Origin of the sequence: Microbacterium testaceum (assembly GCF_029761935.1) — a bacterium.
GTDB classification, from domain to species: Bacteria; Actinomycetota; Actinomycetes; order Actinomycetales; family Microbacteriaceae; genus Microbacterium; species Microbacterium testaceum_A.
Genome location: NZ_CP121699.1, coordinates 1,978,021 through 1,993,862, shown reverse-complemented (window position 1 = coordinate 1,993,862; position 15,842 = coordinate 1,978,021). Strand labels below are relative to the sequence as shown.

General features: G+C 71.6%; 12 protein-coding genes. 6 read left to right on the top strand and 6 right to left on the bottom strand.

Going from position 1 to position 15,842, the window contains the following annotated elements:
* Positions 1-60: 60 nt before the first annotated feature.
* Together QBE02_RS09620 and QBE02_RS09615 are read left to right on the top strand one after the other, a co-directional pair.
* Positions 61-2,145 (top strand): DUF7507 domain-containing protein, encoded by a 2,085-nt coding sequence (locus QBE02_RS09620; protein WP_279365527.1) that lies wholly within the window; start codon positions 61-63, stop codon positions 2,143-2,145.
* Between the two features lie 158 nt (positions 2,146-2,303).
* Entirely contained in the window at positions 2,304-2,906 is a 603-nt protein-coding gene (locus tag QBE02_RS09615) for a hypothetical protein (RefSeq protein ID WP_279365526.1), read from the top strand.
* Here the strand turns inward: QBE02_RS09615 and QBE02_RS09610 are convergent.
* Positions 2,896-3,957: a LacI family DNA-binding transcriptional regulator gene (locus tag QBE02_RS09610; RefSeq protein WP_279365525.1), complete on the bottom strand. Its 1,062-nt coding sequence runs from the start codon at positions 3,955-3,957 to the stop codon at positions 2,896-2,898. The genes QBE02_RS09615 and QBE02_RS09610 overlap by 11 nt on opposite strands.
* Positions 3,958-3,983: 26 nt before the next feature.
* Positions 3,984-5,663: a glycoside hydrolase family 13 protein gene (locus QBE02_RS09605; protein ID WP_279365524.1), complete on the bottom strand. Its 1,680-nt coding sequence runs from the start codon at positions 5,661-5,663 to the stop codon at positions 3,984-3,986.
* 65 nt (positions 5,664-5,728) lie between these two features.
* On the opposite strand from QBE02_RS09605, the gene QBE02_RS09600 reads away from it, so the two are divergent.
* Together QBE02_RS09600 and QBE02_RS09595 are read left to right on the top strand one after the other, a co-directional pair.
* Positions 5,729-6,253 carry an adenine phosphoribosyltransferase gene (locus QBE02_RS09600; protein ID WP_279365523.1) on the top strand — a complete coding sequence of 175 codons (525 nt, stop codon included), beginning with the start codon at positions 5,729-5,731 and terminating at the stop codon, positions 6,251-6,253.
* Between the two features lie 166 nt (positions 6,254-6,419).
* Entirely contained in the window at positions 6,420-7,277 is an 858-nt protein-coding gene (locus QBE02_RS09595) for a PhzF family phenazine biosynthesis protein (RefSeq protein ID WP_279365522.1), read from the top strand.
* Between the two features lie 6 nt (positions 7,278-7,283).
* Here QBE02_RS09595 and QBE02_RS09590 read toward each other — a convergent pair whose 3' ends face one another.
* From QBE02_RS09590 to QBE02_RS09575, 4 genes are all read right to left on the bottom strand, one after another.
* The gene (locus QBE02_RS09590) at positions 7,284-8,000 is read right to left on the bottom strand and encodes a GNAT family N-acetyltransferase (protein ID WP_279365521.1); all 717 of its coding nucleotides are present in this window, start codon (positions 7,998-8,000) and stop codon (positions 7,284-7,286) included.
* Positions 8,001-8,066: 66 nt separating this feature from the next.
* The gene (locus QBE02_RS09585; RefSeq protein WP_279365520.1) at positions 8,067-9,944 is read right to left on the bottom strand and encodes an FAD/NAD(P)-binding protein; all 1,878 of its coding nucleotides are present in this window, start codon (positions 9,942-9,944) and stop codon (positions 8,067-8,069) included.
* A complete protein-coding gene (locus QBE02_RS09580; protein ID WP_279365519.1) occupies positions 9,941-11,293 on the bottom strand; it encodes an NtaA/DmoA family FMN-dependent monooxygenase in 1,353 nt (450 codons plus the stop codon). The genes QBE02_RS09585 and QBE02_RS09580 overlap by 4 nt, the downstream gene beginning before the upstream one ends.
* Positions 11,290-12,471, bottom strand: a complete 1,182-nt coding sequence (locus tag QBE02_RS09575; protein ID WP_279365518.1) for an LLM class flavin-dependent oxidoreductase — start codon at positions 12,469-12,471, stop codon at positions 11,290-11,292. The genes QBE02_RS09580 and QBE02_RS09575 overlap by 4 nt, the downstream gene beginning before the upstream one ends.
* Before the next feature lie 273 nt (positions 12,472-12,744).
* On the opposite strand from QBE02_RS09575, the gene QBE02_RS09570 reads away from it, so the two are divergent.
* Positions 12,745-14,160, top strand: coding sequence for an FAD-binding oxidoreductase (locus QBE02_RS09570; protein ID WP_279365517.1), 1,416 nt, complete (start codon positions 12,745-12,747; stop codon positions 14,158-14,160).
* Positions 14,161-14,186: 26 nt separating this feature from the next.
* Positions 14,187-15,839, top strand: coding sequence for an ABC transporter substrate-binding protein (locus tag QBE02_RS09565; RefSeq protein ID WP_279365516.1), 1,653 nt, complete (start codon positions 14,187-14,189; stop codon positions 15,837-15,839).
* Positions 15,840-15,842 lie beyond the last annotated feature (3 nt).

Sequence of the window (15,842 nt, the reverse complement as noted above, 5' to 3'; positions counted from 1 at the left end):
CTCACCATTCCTCGTCGTCGGAACCCGTTCGCCGACCGCAGGCCCGTCATTGGAGAAACCATGAATCCGAACTCCCTCTCTGCGGGGCGCGCTCTTCGCGCCGAAGCTTCGCCACCTCGCGCTGACACGCGTCCAGGCGGTTTCGCGCGCTTCATCGGGATCCTCGCGGCAGCCCTTCTGGCGGGGCTGTTGGGGCTCGTCGTCCCCGCGGTGGCGGCCCCCGCCGCTCATGCGGCAACGGCGTGCGCCGCGGGGAGCATCTACGCCAACGTGGGGACCGGCCGGCTCGCGCTGAATGAGTACTCGACGACGGGGACGCTCCTCAGTTCCGTGCCGCTCACACGGGACTACTACGACATTGCCTTCCTCGGCGACGGGATCACGCTGTACGGCGTCCGCGCCAACGTCCTGTGGCGTATCGACCCGACGACCGGGCAGGAGATCTCGGGCACGCCCATCACGGGGCTTCCCGCGAACTACGAGGCGAACGCTTTGAGCGCCCTCCCCGCCGGCGACCTCCTGACCGGGACGAGCAACTCCACTCAGATTTTCCAGATCAACCCGATCACGGGCGTCGCCACTCCTTTTCGCGCGTCCTTCCCTCCGGGCTTCGGATCGGCCGGCGACTTCCTCAGCCTGAACGACGGCGACATCCTCGCCGTCGGCACCGGTCCGAACGTCAGCACGTTGTTCCGCATCAAGCCCGACGACTCCGTCATCGAGGTGGGCACGGTCCCCGCCACCTACGGCGCGGCTCAATCGGGCAACGTCATCTACCTCCCCAGCGGCAGCGGTGAGATTTACGCGGTCGACAACTTGCCCACCACCGCGTCCACGGCGCCGATCTCCGTGAACGTCATCGCATCCACGGGGCTGTTCTTCTACGGAGCGACGTCCCCTCAGGACAGCGGGCTCTGCGCCGGTCTGACGCTGGAGAAGACGGTGACGCCCTCGACGGCGGCACCTTATGCCGCGGGGCAGGCAATCACCTTCTCGTTCCGCGTCACCAACTCCGGGGCCATTCCCGTTCGCGATGTCGCCATCGATGAGACGGCCTTCACGGGCTCAGGCCAGCTCGGTCCGATCAGCCCGAGCACCTCGGGCTCGCTCGCGCCCGGAACATCGACGACGTTCACCGCGAGCTACGTCCTCACCCAGGCGGACGTCGACGCCGGCGTCGTCTCGAACACCGCGGAGGCGACCGCGAGGTACTCCCAGCGGTCGACCATCACCTCGGAGCCATCGACCGCGGCGCTTCCCATCCAGGCGGCAGGCTCTCTCTTCCTGCGGAAGAGCGCATCTCCCGCGGGAGTGGGCTTCTACACCGTCGGCCAGAACATCACCTACACCTTCGACGTCCTCAACACGGGCAACGTCACCGTGACGGACGTCGCGATCCGCGAGGACGCGTTCACGGGGAGTGGCGTCATGAGCGTCCCCACTCCCACCACGGTCGCGGCACTCGCGCCCGGCGAGGCAACGGTGTTCACCGCGACCTACACGCTCACCCAGGGCGACATCGATCGGGGCACCACGTCGAACACCGCCACGGCCACCGGCACCGCACGGGGCATCCCCGTGACGTCGGCGGCGTCGCGGGCGCTTCTGTCCGGGACGGCCGCCCCGTCCCTCGCTCTCGACAAGACCGCCGCCCCCGCACCCGGCGGCGCGTTCCACGTCGGCGATCAGATCTCGTACCGCTTCACCGTCACCAACACCGGCAACGTGACGGTGACCGGCGTCGGGGTGGCCGAGGGCGCGTTCACGGGCACGGGCACGATGGGGGCTGTCTCTCCGTCCGGGACGACGACGCTCGCCCCCGGTGAGAGCACCGTCTTCACCGCCACCTACACCGCCACGAGTGAGGACGCGACGAGGGGTTCTGTTTCGAATACGGCGACGGCGTCGGGCACCGCGCCGGGGAACGTCCAGACGGTCTCGGCCCCGTCCACCGCCGTCGCACGCATCGCGGCGCTCCCCGTTCCTCAGCCCTCCGCGTCTCCGACTCCGACGTCAGCGGGTCGTGCCAACCTCGCAGTCACCGGCGGCGACGGCGCGATGGCCCCCGTCCTCATCGGCGGTGCGCTTATGCTCGTCGTCGCCGGCTCGGGGGCCCTGGTGCGCGCACGGCGGCGTCGACTCTAGGGTCGTCTCATCACGTCCGGTTCGGTCCGTCCCCTCCCTCGGTGCGGGCGGACCAAACCCGACGTGTCGCGCCCCGCGGGTGAATGCGGACGACGCAGGGGGGAGCCCGCTGCGTCATCGGGGCCGGAACACTCCGACTCAGAAGGGATCCGTCTGAAGTGTCCCGTGCGCGTTGGCGAGCAGTCATCGCCGTCCTGGTGATCGCCGGGGGAGTCCCGATCGCGCTGCTCGCGTGGATCGGCGGGGTCGTGCTCGCCGATCGGCTCGGGCTCGCCGTGTCGTCGGAGCAGATCTTCACGGGGCTTCTCGCCCTCCTCATCGGAACCGTCGTGTGGCCCCTCGCTCTCCGCCGGCTCCGGCGCGAGCTGTGGCGCCGCGACCAATCGGTTCCGGCACCGGCGCCGACGCGAGGAGACGGCCTTCTGCGAGTGCTCATCGTGATCTGCGGAAGCGTCGGGATCCTGGTTCTGTGCGCTCCGCGCGACGTCGTCGCAGCAGTGATCGGCATCTGGGCCGCGGTGTCCGTGGGCCCGCGAGAGGACGGCATCCTGCTCCAGCTCATCCTCACCCTCGTGAGCCTGCTCCTGGCTGCTCCCGCGCTCCTCGTGACGGGATATGCCCTCCGGCGCCTGGACGGTCAGGACCCGCGGCGTCTCCGCTGGCAGGAGCGGCAGAACTGGTACACCGCGGCCGCCGTCGCATGGGCGGTCTCGCTCGGCCTCGGCCTCGTTCTCTCCGTGGTGGCCCTGCTCACTCTCTAGAGCGATCCGTGACCGATGCGGCGGGGGTGCCCTCGAACGGCCCGCGGGCCCGAGGGCCCGGAGCCGCGGTCGAACCGCGGTCGACCACCTCGAACGGCAGGGTGCCGAGGCCCCGCCCCGGCTCGGAGCCGTCGAGAGCGGCGAGAACGGCCTCAGCTGCACGCGCCCCCTGACCCCGCGCGAACTGGTCGATGGTGGTCAACGAGAACCATCGGCCCAGCTCGTGTCCGTCAACCCCGATGATCGAGACGTCGTCGGGAACCCGCAGGCCGAGCTCCCGGGCGGCGAGGATCGCACCGATCGCCATCTCGTCCGACGCGGCGAACAGCGCGGTCGGCCGGTGCTCTGCTGTGAGCAGCCGGGTCGCCGCCGCCGAGCCTCCCTCGATCGTGAAGTCGGCCGGTTCCACCACGGCATCCGCGATGCCCGCCGCCGCCAGCTGCTCAAGGAAGCCTCGACGCCGCAGCCCCGGCACCGTCGAGCCCGCGGCGGTCGCAGCATCCGCTCCGATGTGAGCCAGGCGGTGATGGCCGAGCCCCAGCAGATGGTCGGTGGCCGCGCGGCCCACGGCGAGATCGTCGACCGTCAGGGTCGTCAGCAGCGGGTTCGGGCCCGCGATCGCCACGATCGGAACGCCGAGGCCGCGTAGTGACGCCGACTCCTCGGCATCCAGTTCGAGGGCGACCGTGATGACGGCGTCGATGCGGCGGCGGCGCAGGTGGTCGTCGAACACGCGTCTGCGCTCAGCGGGGTCGGCGCTGACGCTGTAGAGCGTGATGTCGTAGCCCTCGCGGACGAGGGCGTCGGAGATACCCGCGAGGACCGTGCTGAAGAACCACCGATCGAGGAACGGCACCACCACCCCGACCGCTCGCGCCCGCCCGGTTGCCAGACTCGAGGCCGCCGCCGAGACGACGTAGCCGAGCCGGTCGGCCGCGGCCAGCACCCGGTCGCGGGTGGCGGTCGAGACGGGTCCGCGCCCGCTCAACGCGCGCGAGACCGTGGCCGTCGACACCCCCGCCGCGTGTGCGACGTCGTCGATACCGGCCACGATCTCGCGATTCCGGATGCCGCGGCTCAGGCCGCCGCGATCCAGACGGTCGTGTCGGTCGGCAGGCGCTCGCCGTCGAGGGGGCCGCTCGCGATGAGCACCTCGCCCTCGGGCAGCTCGACCGCGGCGTCGCCCAGGTTGGCGATCACCAGCAGCGAGCCGTTGCGGAACGCCACCACGTCGTCACCGAAACCGTCGAGCCACTCGAGGTCTCCCGCGCCCAGACTGCGTGCGCGGCGCTCGGCGAGCAGCGACCGGTACAGCGTCAGCGTCGACGAGGGGTCGTCGACCTGCGCGTCGCGGGCGAGGTCGGCCCACTCCGCGGGCTGCGGCAGCCACGACTGACCCGTGGTGTTGAAGCCGTACGCGGGGGCGTCGGCGGTCCACGGGATGGGCACGCGGCAGCCGTCGCGCCCGTACCGCTCGCCGTTCGTGCGGAACCAGGTCGGGTCCTGACGTGCGTCGTCGGGCAGGTCGATGACCTCGGGCAGGCCGAGCTCCTCGCCCTGGTACAGGTACGACGAGCCCGGCAGGGCGAGCATCATCGACGTCGCCGCGCGCGCACGGTGCAGCCCCTTCACGGGGTCGGGCTTGCCGGGCGTCTTCGGGCCGATACCGGCACCCTGCGGGTTCTCGGCGGTCAGCGCGAGACGCGAGGCGTGGCGCACGACGTCGTGGTTCGAGAGCACCCAGGTACTGGGGGCGCCGACCTCGCCGTACGCGCGCAGCGACTCGGTGATCACGTCGCGGAGGGCAGCGGCATCCCAGGCGGTCTCGAGGTAGTGGAAGTTGAACGCCTGGTGCATCTCGTCGGGCCGCACCCACAGCGCCGTCTGCTCGACGGTGGGCAGCCACGCCTCGGCGCAGAGCGCGCGGTCACCGTCGTACGCGGCGAGCACCTCGTGCCACTCGCGCCACACCTCGTGCACACCGGGCTGGCCCCAGTACGGGACCTCCTCGGCGTCGCCGCCCATCGAGCCGCCCTCGGGGTCGGGCGTGAAGTCGGGCAGACCCTCGGCCTTGATGAGGCCGTGGGCCACGTCGACACGGAACCCGTCGACCCCGCGGTCGAGCCAGAAGCGAAGGATGTCGCGGAACTCCGCGCGCACCTCGTCGTTGGTCCAGTCGAAGTCGGGCTGGGTCTCGTCGAAGATGTGCAGGTACCACTGGCCGGGCGTGCCGTCGGCCTCGGTGACGCGCTTCCACATGCCGCCGCCGAAGACGCTCTCCCAGTTGTTCGGGGGCAGTTCGCCGTTCTCACCCGTGCCGTCGCGGAAGATGTACCGCGCCCGCTCGGGGCTGCCGGGAGCGGCCTTCAACGCCTCCTGGAACCAGACGTGCTGGTCGCTGGAGTGGTTCGGGACGAGGTCGACGATGACCCGGATGCCGCGATCGTGCGCACCCGCGAGCATCGCGTCGAAGTCGGCCAAGGTGCCGAAGATCGGGTCGACGTCGCGGTAGTCGGCGACGTCGTAGCCCGCGTCCTTCTGCGGCGAGCGCTGGAAGGGGCTCAGCCAGATGGCATCCACCCCCAGGTCCTTCAGGTCGTCGAGGTGGGCGGTCACGCCCGGCAGGTCACCGAGGCCGTCGCCCGAGGCGTCGGCGAACGAGCGGGGGTAGATCTGGTAGATGACGGCGGTGCGCCACCACTCCGAGCCGGGAGCGGCGACGAGATCGGCGCGCGCGTCTTCCTGCGTGAAAGTCATGGCGTCGACCTTACTGCAAGCGCTTGCAGTGAGGTGAACGAAGTGGCCGCGATTAGGCTGGGTCGGTGCCCGACGCCTCCGCCCTCGCCCGCGCTGAATCGCTCATCACGAGCATCCCCGACTACCCCAAGCCCGGGATCGTGTTCCGCGATATCACGCCGCTGCTCGCCGACGCCGCCGCGCTGCGCGTCGTGGTCGAGGCGCTGATCGAGCCGTTCGCCGGCCGCTTCGACGCCGTCGCCGGGGTCGAGGCGCGCGGCTTCCTGCTCGCCGGAGCCGCGGCCATCGTGGCGAACGTGGGGCTCATGCCGATCCGCAAGGCCGGCAAACTGCCCCGCCCCGCGGCCACCGTCTCGTACGACCTCGAGTACGGCTCGGCGCAGATCGAGATGCACGACGACGCCGCGGACGGCGCGCGCGTGCTGCTGCTCGACGACGTTCTCGCCACCGGCGGAACCCTCGGCGCGGGTCGCGAGCTGCTCGAGGCCGTGGGCAGCGAGGTCGTGGGCATCGCGACGCTGCTCGAGATCGACGGCCTGGGCGGCCGCGAGGTGCTCGGCGGCGACCTGCACTCCGTCTTTCACGTTTGACGCGGCGTCCGCGAGAGCCCTGGCGGCGCGGCGCGTGCGAAACTCCTGAGTTCTCGGTCGAGAACGAGCGCGTGCCGACTGTCTAACGGCCCCGCCGCCCGATTGCTCAGGAGTTCGGCACGGCCCCCGCGTCCCGGCCGCCTCCGCCGTCGACCAGAATCGACACATGACGACCCGCCCCGGCATCCTGCACCTGCTCGCCTTCGCCGCGGAGCCCGGCGGCGGCAACCCGGCGGGAGTCGTCCTCGATGCCTCGGGCCTCGACGAGCCGCGCATGCAGCGGATCGCGACCGACCTCGCCTACCCCGAGACGGCCTTCGTCACCGCGCGCGACGATCGGCGCGCGCGGGTGCGGTACTTCTCGCCCGGCGCCGAGGTGCCGTTCTGCGGGCACGCGACGATCGCCACCGCCGTGGCCCTGGCCGAGGCGGAGGGCCCCGGTCCCTTCGTCTTCGACACCGCGGCCGGCGAGATCGCCCTCGAGACCGCCGTCGACGCCCACGGTCGCGTGACGGCCGGTTTTACGAGCGTCGACCCGGTGCAGAGCGAACTCGATGCCGAGGTGGGGCGGCGGCTGCTCGGCATCCTGAATCTCTCCGCGGGCGATCTCGACGTGCACCTGCCGCTGGCGCAGTCTTTCGCGGGCAACACGCACCCGGTCGTGGCGGTGGCCTCACGCGAGCGCTTCGATTCGTTCGACTTCGACCCGGCGGCCCTGCGGGCGCTGATGGACGAACGCGGATGGGCGGGCACCGTGACGGTCGTGCACGCGGAGAGCCCGGATGCCGAGGCGTTCGAGGCCCGCAATCTGTTCCCCGTGGGCGATATCACCGAGGACCCGGCGACGGGGTCGGCGGCGGCCTCGCTCGGCGCGTACCTGCGCGACCGCGTGGGGCGCACGGCGCCCTTCTCGTTCACCGTCCGACAGGGGCGGCACGTGGGAAGGCCGAGCGAACTGCGCGTCGACGTCCCGGCGAGCGGCGGCGTGCGCGTCAGCGGGACGGCGACGCCGCTCGAGCACTGACGTCCATCACGCCGGCGTGCGCACCGCCGCGAAGCGGTTGCGCCGACGCAGGGCGAAGCCCAGACGCTCGTACGCGGCGATCGCACCGGCGTTGCTCGCGGCGGCGTGCATCATCGCGCGGTCCCCGCGCTGCTGGATGTGGAACGCGACGTCGAGGACGAGCCGTGAGGCGAGTCCCTGGCGGCGGTGGTCGGCGTCGACCGCGACCGCGCTGATCTCGGTCCAGCCGGTGGGGTGCAGGCGCTCGCCCGCCATCGCGACGAGACGACCCTCGCGGCGGATGCCGATGTAGCGGCCGAGCTCGTAGGTGCGGGGCCGGAAGGGGCCGGGCTGGTTCCGCGCGACGATGTCGATCATCTCGGCGGCGTCGTCGGCTCCCAGCTCGATCGCTTCATCGTCGGGACGGGTGCGAAGGGCGTCCGTCTCGACGAGCTGCACACCCTCGCCGCCACCGACCCACTCCCAGCCGGTCGGGATCTCGCCCTCGAAGCCCGAGAGGCCCACGTCGGCGCCGGGCCCGACGAGGTCGCGCAGGGCCTCCCACACGTCCGGATCGTCCCAGGTGCGTACGGCCACGAAGGGGGCGACGTCCTCGGGATAGCGCTTGACGAGGTCGCCGCCGATCGCGAAGTGCGCGTGCGGACCGGCGAGGGCATGCCACGCGGCGTTGTCGAGCACGGTGGCGTCGGCGTGCGGAACGGGGAGGGCGGAGGTGGTGGTCATGGGCATCCGTTCTGGGGGAGGTGCACGTAAGACAACAGCGTCAGGCGCTGCGCATTCCGCGGGGCCTCAGCGCACCCCGGCGGGCGCCCGCGCGGCGAGGGCGGCGGCGACGGCCCCGGCGATCCGGTCGGTCTGTCGCAGCGACAGCGAGTCGGAGCGCGGGCGGGTGAAAGCCCCGGCCTCCATCGACGAGGTGAAGGGTCCGATCGCGAACATCGCCGCGCGCGCGTGCCCGTCCCGTGCGACGACGCGGCCGTCGGCGTCGACGTCGATGCGCCCCAGCGAGCCGGTGAACGTCTCGTCCGACACGTGCACCTCGCGGCCGTGGCGGCTCGCGAGCTCGCGAAGCGCGGGGTTCTCGCTCGCCGAGGCGGTCGCGGCGGGAAGCCACGCGTCGATCAACCCTCGAGCGCTCACCTCACCGTCGGTACGCGGCGAGGAGGCGACGAAGCCCCGATCGGCGTCCACTCTCACTGCGACGTCGGGCCCGAGGAAGCGGACGATCTCCGCTTCTTCCAGTGCCAGGAACTCCTCCAGCCGGTGCGCGGGCGGCCCCGAAGCGACGTAGCTGAAGAACGCGTGCCAGGTCACGGGCAGGTCGACCGCGCGGGAGCGCGCACTCCACCGCTCCGTCGGGATGTCGGACAGGCCCAGGAAGGACGTCAGGATCGTCAGGAACAGCGCCTGCGCGGTGCTGCGCTCCTGGCTCGTGCGCAGGTGCAGGTCGTCGACGATGTGCCGACGCACCCGCTCGTGCACGTCCGTGGCACGGGCGAAGGTCTCCTCGCCCAGCGGCACGTCGAGCGTGCGCACGTCGAAGCGGTCGAGGGGATCGGGGACCACCGCGGCGGCGGCGCTACGAAGGGCCGAGGTGTCGGCATCCACTTCTCGAAGGGTTTCACGAAAGGCCTCCCACGTCGTCGTGACGCGCTCGGGGTGACCCGTGAAGAGCTCGCGGTAATGGCCCCACACGAGCTCGCGCGCGATGAGAGGCCATACGTCGTCGAGGAAGTCGATGCTGCCGGGGCGCGCGAGCAGTTCGGCGACCGCGGCGGGGGTCAGCACCTCGCGCACGGGCGGGTCGCCCTGCAACTGCGACGACACCTTCGAGCGATAGGGCACGCCGCGGCGGGATCCGAGGTGAAGTCGCGGCTCGCGTCCCGACGGTTCGTAGTGCAGGCGCCCGTCGTCGCGCCGGGTGAAGACCCCGCCCCGGCCGGCGGTGAGCAGCACCACGGCGTCGACAGCGGCCAATCCCATTCCGCGGACGATCACGTCGTCGCCGGGGGCGAAGACGGAGAGGTCGGCGTCGGCGGTGAACGCCGGCGGGACGTAGGCCAGCCCCGCGCCCACGGCGGCGTCCCGCAGAGCGACCACCGCGTCCTCGGGCTCGCGCGCGTTGTGGCCCATCGCGTAGACGAGTACGTCGGCGGGCAGGCGGATGCCGTCGGCGAGGGCGACCTCGTAACCGTCGAGGGTGTCGTCGACCCACTGCACGGTTCCCTCGTGCCACCGCACCTCGACCCCGGGCGGGGCGATCGCGACCGTGCGGCGCCAGAACCAGTCGAGGTACGCGCTCTGCAGTCGTCGCGTGGGGAAGGAGTCGGGGCGGAGGTTGCGCAGCTCGGCATCCACCTCCGGATCGTCGATCGCGACGTCGGGGAGGGTGCCCGCGCGCACCCGCTCGGCCCACTCGATGAGCGACGGTCCCGAACGGATCGGTCCCGCGATCGTGCAGGACTCGTCGGTGAAGACGGTCACGTCGCGCGCCATCGAGTTGAGCTTCAACAGGGGCGACTGCTCGCGCCGCCAGATGCGCCCCGCCCCCGGGGGGAACGGATCGACGAGAGTGATGCGCAGCGGGCCGGGCGCCCGCCGCGCGAGCAGGCGCTCGACGAGCATGACCGCGCGCGGCCCCGCCCCGACGATCACGAGCTCGGTCATCGCGCCCCGGCGTTCGCGGGGACCGGGGGCAGGCCGAGCAGGTCGTGCAGCGTGGCGCCCTCGTCGTACGAGCGGCGGTACGACCCGCGCTCTTGCAGCAGCGGCACGACCTTGTCGGTGAACTCGTCGAGGCCGTGCGGGGTGACGTGACCGACGACGGTGAACCCGTCGGTGGCGCGCTCCTGCACGTACCGGTCGATCTCGGATGCCACGTGTTCCGGCGTCCCGACGAAGGTGTGCGTCGCGGTCAGGCGGATGACGAGCTCGCGGATGCTGAGGTTCTCGGCGACGGCCTGCTCGCGAAGCTGGCCGACGCGGGCGCGGATCGCGGCGTGGCGCCCGGCGAAGCCTTGCGCGGTCTCGACGCCGGTGTCGGGCTCGACGTCGGGCAGCGGGCCGTCGGCGTCGTACCCGCTGAGATCGCGGTTCCAGATCTGCTCGAGGTAGGTGATCGCCGTCTGCGGCCGCACCTGGGCCAGGGCGATCTCCCGCGAGCGCTCGCGGGCCTCGTCGGCGGTGTCGCCGAGCACGAAGGTCGCGGCCGGCAGGATCTTGAGCGAGTCCTCGTCGCGACCGTTCGCGGCGAGCCGGCCCTTCACGTCGCGGTAGAACTGCTGCGCGTCATCGAACGCGGTGTGCAGCGAGAAGATCACGTCGGCGTGCTGCGTGGCGAAGTCCCGGCCGTCGGGGGAGTCGCCCGCCTGCACGATGGCCGGCCGCCCCTGCGGGGACCGCGGCACGTCGAACACCGCGTCGACGTCGAACAACCGCGACTCGTGCCGGACGCGCTCGATGGCGTCCGCGCGCAGGAACTCACCCGTCTCGGCATCCGCCTCGATGGCGTCGTCGCGCCACGACGACCACAGCGCCTTCGACAGGGCGGCGAACTCCGCGGCCCGCACGTACCGGTCGGCGTGATCGAGGTAGCCGCCGCGGCGGAAGTTCGCGCCGTGGAACGCGTCCGAACTGGTCACGGCGTTCCACCCCGCGCGGCCGTTCGACAAGAGGTCGAGGGTGCCGAGCTGCCGCGCCAGCTCGTACGGCTCGTTGAAGGTCGTGTTGAGCGTGCCGACCAGGCCGATGTGCTCGGTGACGGCGGCCAGGGCCGTGAGGATCGCGAGGGTGTTCGGCCGTCCCGCGACGTCGAGGTCGTGCAGCTGCCTGCGGTGCTCGCGCAGGCGCAACCCCTCGGCGAGGAAGAGGTAGTCGAAGAAGCCGCGCTCGGCCGTGCGCGCGAAGTGCTCGAACGACGAGAAGTCGATCTGGCTGCCCGCGCTCGGGTCGGTCCACACGGTCGTGTTGTTCACACCCGGGAAGTGCGCGGCGAGGTGAATCTGCCGACGGGTCACGCGCCGACCTCCTGACGGGCGTAGCGACTGGCGAGACGGGGGAGTCCGAGACGTTCGCGGAGCGTGGGGGAGCCGTCGTCGGGGAGCAGGATGCCGGCCGCCGCCGCCGCGGGGACGACCCGGTCGGCGATCGCGTCGAGGTCGGCCGGAAGACGGGCGGGTCGTAGGCGGACCCCGTCGACGCCGGCCGCGGCGAGGGCCCTGATCTCGTCCACGACGTCGGCGGCGGTCCCCACCACCACCCGGGCGTCGGTCGTGAGCGGTGCGCGCTCCTGCAGGCGGGCCCACACGGCCTCGGCCTCGGCGCGCGAGTCCTCGACGAGCACGAGCAGGTCGGCGAACACGCGCAGGTCGTCGCCCCCGTCGAGGTCACCGAGGATGCCCCCCACCGCGGTCGCATCGGCGGGAGTGACGAACACGAGGTCGGCGTGCTCCGCCGCGAAACGGTAGGGGACCGTCTGGTGCGCGAGAGCGGTGATGAGGGGTTGTCCCTGCGGCGACCGCGGCACGATCGACGCGCCCGTGATCGAGAAGAACTCCCCCTCGAACTCGACGTTGTGCACCCGCTCGCGGTCGAGGAACTTCCCCGAGTCGAGGTCGCGGACGATCGCGTCGTCCTCCCACGAGTCGGCCAGACGCCGGATGACGTCGGCGACCTCCCCCGCCTCGCGGAAGGCGGCGAGAAGCGCGGGGTCGTCTTCGACGCGACCGGATGCCGGCAACCCGGCCGGTCCGTCGGTGCGGCGCCCGAAGTTCCGGCGCTCCTGCGCGGTCGAGCCCGCGACGAGTCGGACACCCGCGCGGCCGCCGCTCACGTGGTCGAGCGTCTGCAGGCCCGTCGCCAGGTGGAAGGGCTCGGGGTGGGTCGTCGTCGCGGTGGGGACGAGACCGATCCGGCGTGTGGCCGGGGCCAGGAACGACGCCAGCAGCACCGCATCGAGACGCCCGCGGGCGCGGTCGCGGCGGGTCTCGGCATCCGGCTCGAACGATCGTCCGCCCAGGCTCAGCGCGTCTTCGATCGTCGCGAGGACGAGTCCCGCTCCGTCGGCCGTACGGGCCAGGGCGCGCCAGTAGGCGGCCGAGGTCAGCTCGGTGGGCCGGGCCGTGGGCTCGCGCCACGCAGCCGGGTGCCAGCCGGCCCCGTCCAGGGCGACGGCGAGGTGGATGCGGTCGGGCATCGGGGCTCCTTCGGTCAGGCGAGTGCTGCTCACTGTCGCCCGGACCGCGACACGGCTCAATGCGTGACGTAACGAAACGCCTCGAATCGTCATGAACCGACGACGGGGGCGGAACATACCGGCCGCGCCTCACCGATCGTTCGACTGTGACGCCGCGCGACACACGATGTCGGTCGGTGACGTCTCGCGACGGACGGTGTCGCTCGGGATGAGTGCGCGTCCGGTTCCGCCTAGCTTCGGCTGCACTCCCGCCCCGTTCTGAAAGGTGCTGCCATGAGCGTCCCCACCGCGATCGCCCCGTCCACGGGCGTGCTCGCCCTGATCGACGATCTGCGTGACGAGGCGCCCGGCATCGAGGTGCGCCCGCCCTCCGCGGCGACGGCGGAGTTCTCGTTCGACGCCGGCACCGCTCCGCGAGCCGACGCCCCCGTGACGGACGGCCCCGCGGTGGCGTTTCCCACCTCGGTGACCCAGGTCCGGCAGCTCGTGCGTCTCGCCGCCCGCCACGGCGTCAGCATCGTGCCGCGCGGGGCCGGCACGGGTCTCTCGGGCGGCGCGACCGCCCGGGCCGAGCAGCTCGTCGTCTCGACCGAACGGCTGAACCGCATCGTCGAGGTGTCGCCCGCCGACGAGGTCGCCGTCGTCGAACCCGGCGTTCTCAACGCCGCGCTCAACGAGCGACTGGCCCCCCTCGGCCTGTTCTATGCCCCCGACCCGGCGAGCTGGCGCATCTCGACCATCGGCGGCAACATCGCCACCAACGCCGGGGGCCTGCGGTGCGCCAAGTACGGCGTCACGCGCGAGTCTGTGCTCGCCCTCGACGTCGTGCTCGCCGACGGAAGCCTCGTCTCGGTCGGACACCGCTCGATCAAAGGCGTCACCGGGCTCGACCTCGTCTCGCTGTTCGTCGGGTCGGAGGGCGTGCTCGGCATCGTGGTGGGGGCGACCGTGCGCATCCGACCGCTTCCGGTCGCTCGCCGCACGCTGACCGCGTTCTTCGACTCCACCGCCGCGGGCGCGGCGGCCATCGGGGCCATCACGGCCTCGCGCGTTCGGCCGAGCGTCATCGAGTTCCTCGATGAGATCACCCTCGACGGCATCGACGCCGCGCAGAACTCGGGCCTGCGCGCCCGGGGCGCCGCCCTGCTGCTGATCGAACTCGACGGCTTCGGCATCGACGAGCAGACCGCCGAGCTGACCGCTGCGCTCGTCGCGGCGGGCGCACGGGTCGAGATCGAGAGCGAGACGGATGCCGAGACCCTCTGGGAACTGCGACGCTCGGGCCGACGTTTCGACGCGGACACGTGGTTCGCCGGGGGCGACGTCGCCGTGCCCAAGTCCCGCATCGCGGAGCTGTTCGCGGGCTTCCCCGCGATCGCCGACCGGTTCGGGGTCAGCGTGAGCGCCGTCGCGCACGCCGGCGACGGCAACCTCCACCCGGTCATCTCGCTGCCCATCCCCGCGGGCGTCGATCCCACCGCCGTACCGGCCGCCGTCCACGACGCCGCTGACGCGGTCGTGCGCGCGGCGCTCGCCGTCGGCGGCACCGTGAGCGGTGAGCACGGCATCGGCACCGTCAAGCGCGCCCTCGCCGCGGAGGAGCTCTCCGTGCGCGTGCGCGAGGCGCAGCTCGTCGTCAAGAACGCGCTCGATCCCGCCGGTCTGTTCAACCCCGGCAAAGCCCTGTAATCCGTCCCCACAGCCCGAGGATTCCCATGACCTTCGCCCGCCGTCCCCGCCGACGCCTTCTCGGCCTCGCCTCCGCCCTCGCCGTCGGCGCCCTCCTGCTCAGCGGATGCGGTGCCGCGTCGACAGCAGCTCCCGCCGACGCCGAGCCGAAGACCGGCGGCGACCTCGTCTTCCTCATCGACTCTCTCGGCGCCACCTGGATCCCGAACAACAGCTCGATCTCGAGCTACCAGGGCCAGATCTGGGGCAACGTCACCGACAAGCTCGTCTACGTCGACGCCGAGGGGAACCTCAGCCCCTGGATCGCCGAGAGCTGGGACGAGAACGCCGACAAGACGCAGTTCACCCTCCACCTGAAGTCGGGCGTCACGTTCTCGGACGGCACGCCGCTCGATGCCGCCGCGGTCGTCGCGAATCTCGACATCTGGGCGAAGGGACGCCCCGACGAGGGCATCAACCGCATCGGTCTGTTCCCCTCCGCCAACTATCAGGGAGCGGAGGCGGTGGATGCCACGACGGTCACGGTCTCGTTCTCGGCCCCGACGCTCAGCTTCATCCCGACGCTGGCGTACCACGGCTCGATCCTGCTTTCGCCCGAGACCCTGGCGCTCCCCGCCGATCAGCAGGCCGACCTCACGAAAGACATCGGCAGCGGGCCGTTCGTCGTCGAGAAGGTCGCCGAGGGCGACAGCGTCGTGCTGAAGATGCGTGAGGACTACGACTGGGGACCGGAGGCGGTCGGTCACGAGGGCGCCGCCTACCTCGACACCATCACCTACAAGCAGGTCGCCGAGCCGACGCTGCGCACCGCCTCGGTCGAGTCCGGTCAGGCGCAGGTGGCCTACAACGCCAGCCCGCAAGACCTCGACGCCCTGAAGCAGGAGGGCCTCACCGTCGAGACGCCTCGGTATCTCGGCTTCGTCAACGGCTACGCCCTGAACACCTCCGTCGCCCCGTTCGACGACATCAAGGTGCGGCAAGCGGTTCAGCACGGCATCGATCGCGACGAGATCCTCTCGACCGTCTACACCTCGGACTGGCACGCGGCCGAGTCGTTCTTCCAGAGCACCGTGCCCGAGTCGACCGATCACACCGCCGACTTCGCGCACGACCCCGAGGCCGCGGCATCCCTCCTCGATGAGGCGGGCTGGGTGAAGGGCGCCGACGGCGTGCGGACCAAGGACGGGAAAAAGCTGTCGCTCACGCTCTACCCCAATCCTTACCTGCAGGCCTCGCAGTCGGTCGATGAGCTCGTCGACCAGCAGCTCACCGCCCTGGGTTTCGAGGTGAACCTCGAGACCTACGACGTCCCCACCTACGGCCAGAAGGTCATCGGCAACGCGACCGTGCCGGCGACCGAGATCACCCGCAGCTTCGTCGACGTCGGAACCGTCGCCGGTGTCCTCACCTCACAGAAGAGGGGCGACGAGGACTGGTTCCGACTCGGCACCTCGGACGCGACGCTGAACGACCTCTCCACCCGCATCGCGACCGCGACCGATCGAGAGGCCCGGGCGAAGGTCGCCGACGAGCTGCAGGGATACGTCCTCGATCAGGCGTACTTCGTTCCGCTGACCCAGATCGTGCAGCGGGTCTACGTCCAGGCCCCCGAGGTGAGCGGTGTCACCTACAACGGCCTCGCGTACGCCTCCTACTTGAACGCGTGGCTCAACGGCTGACGC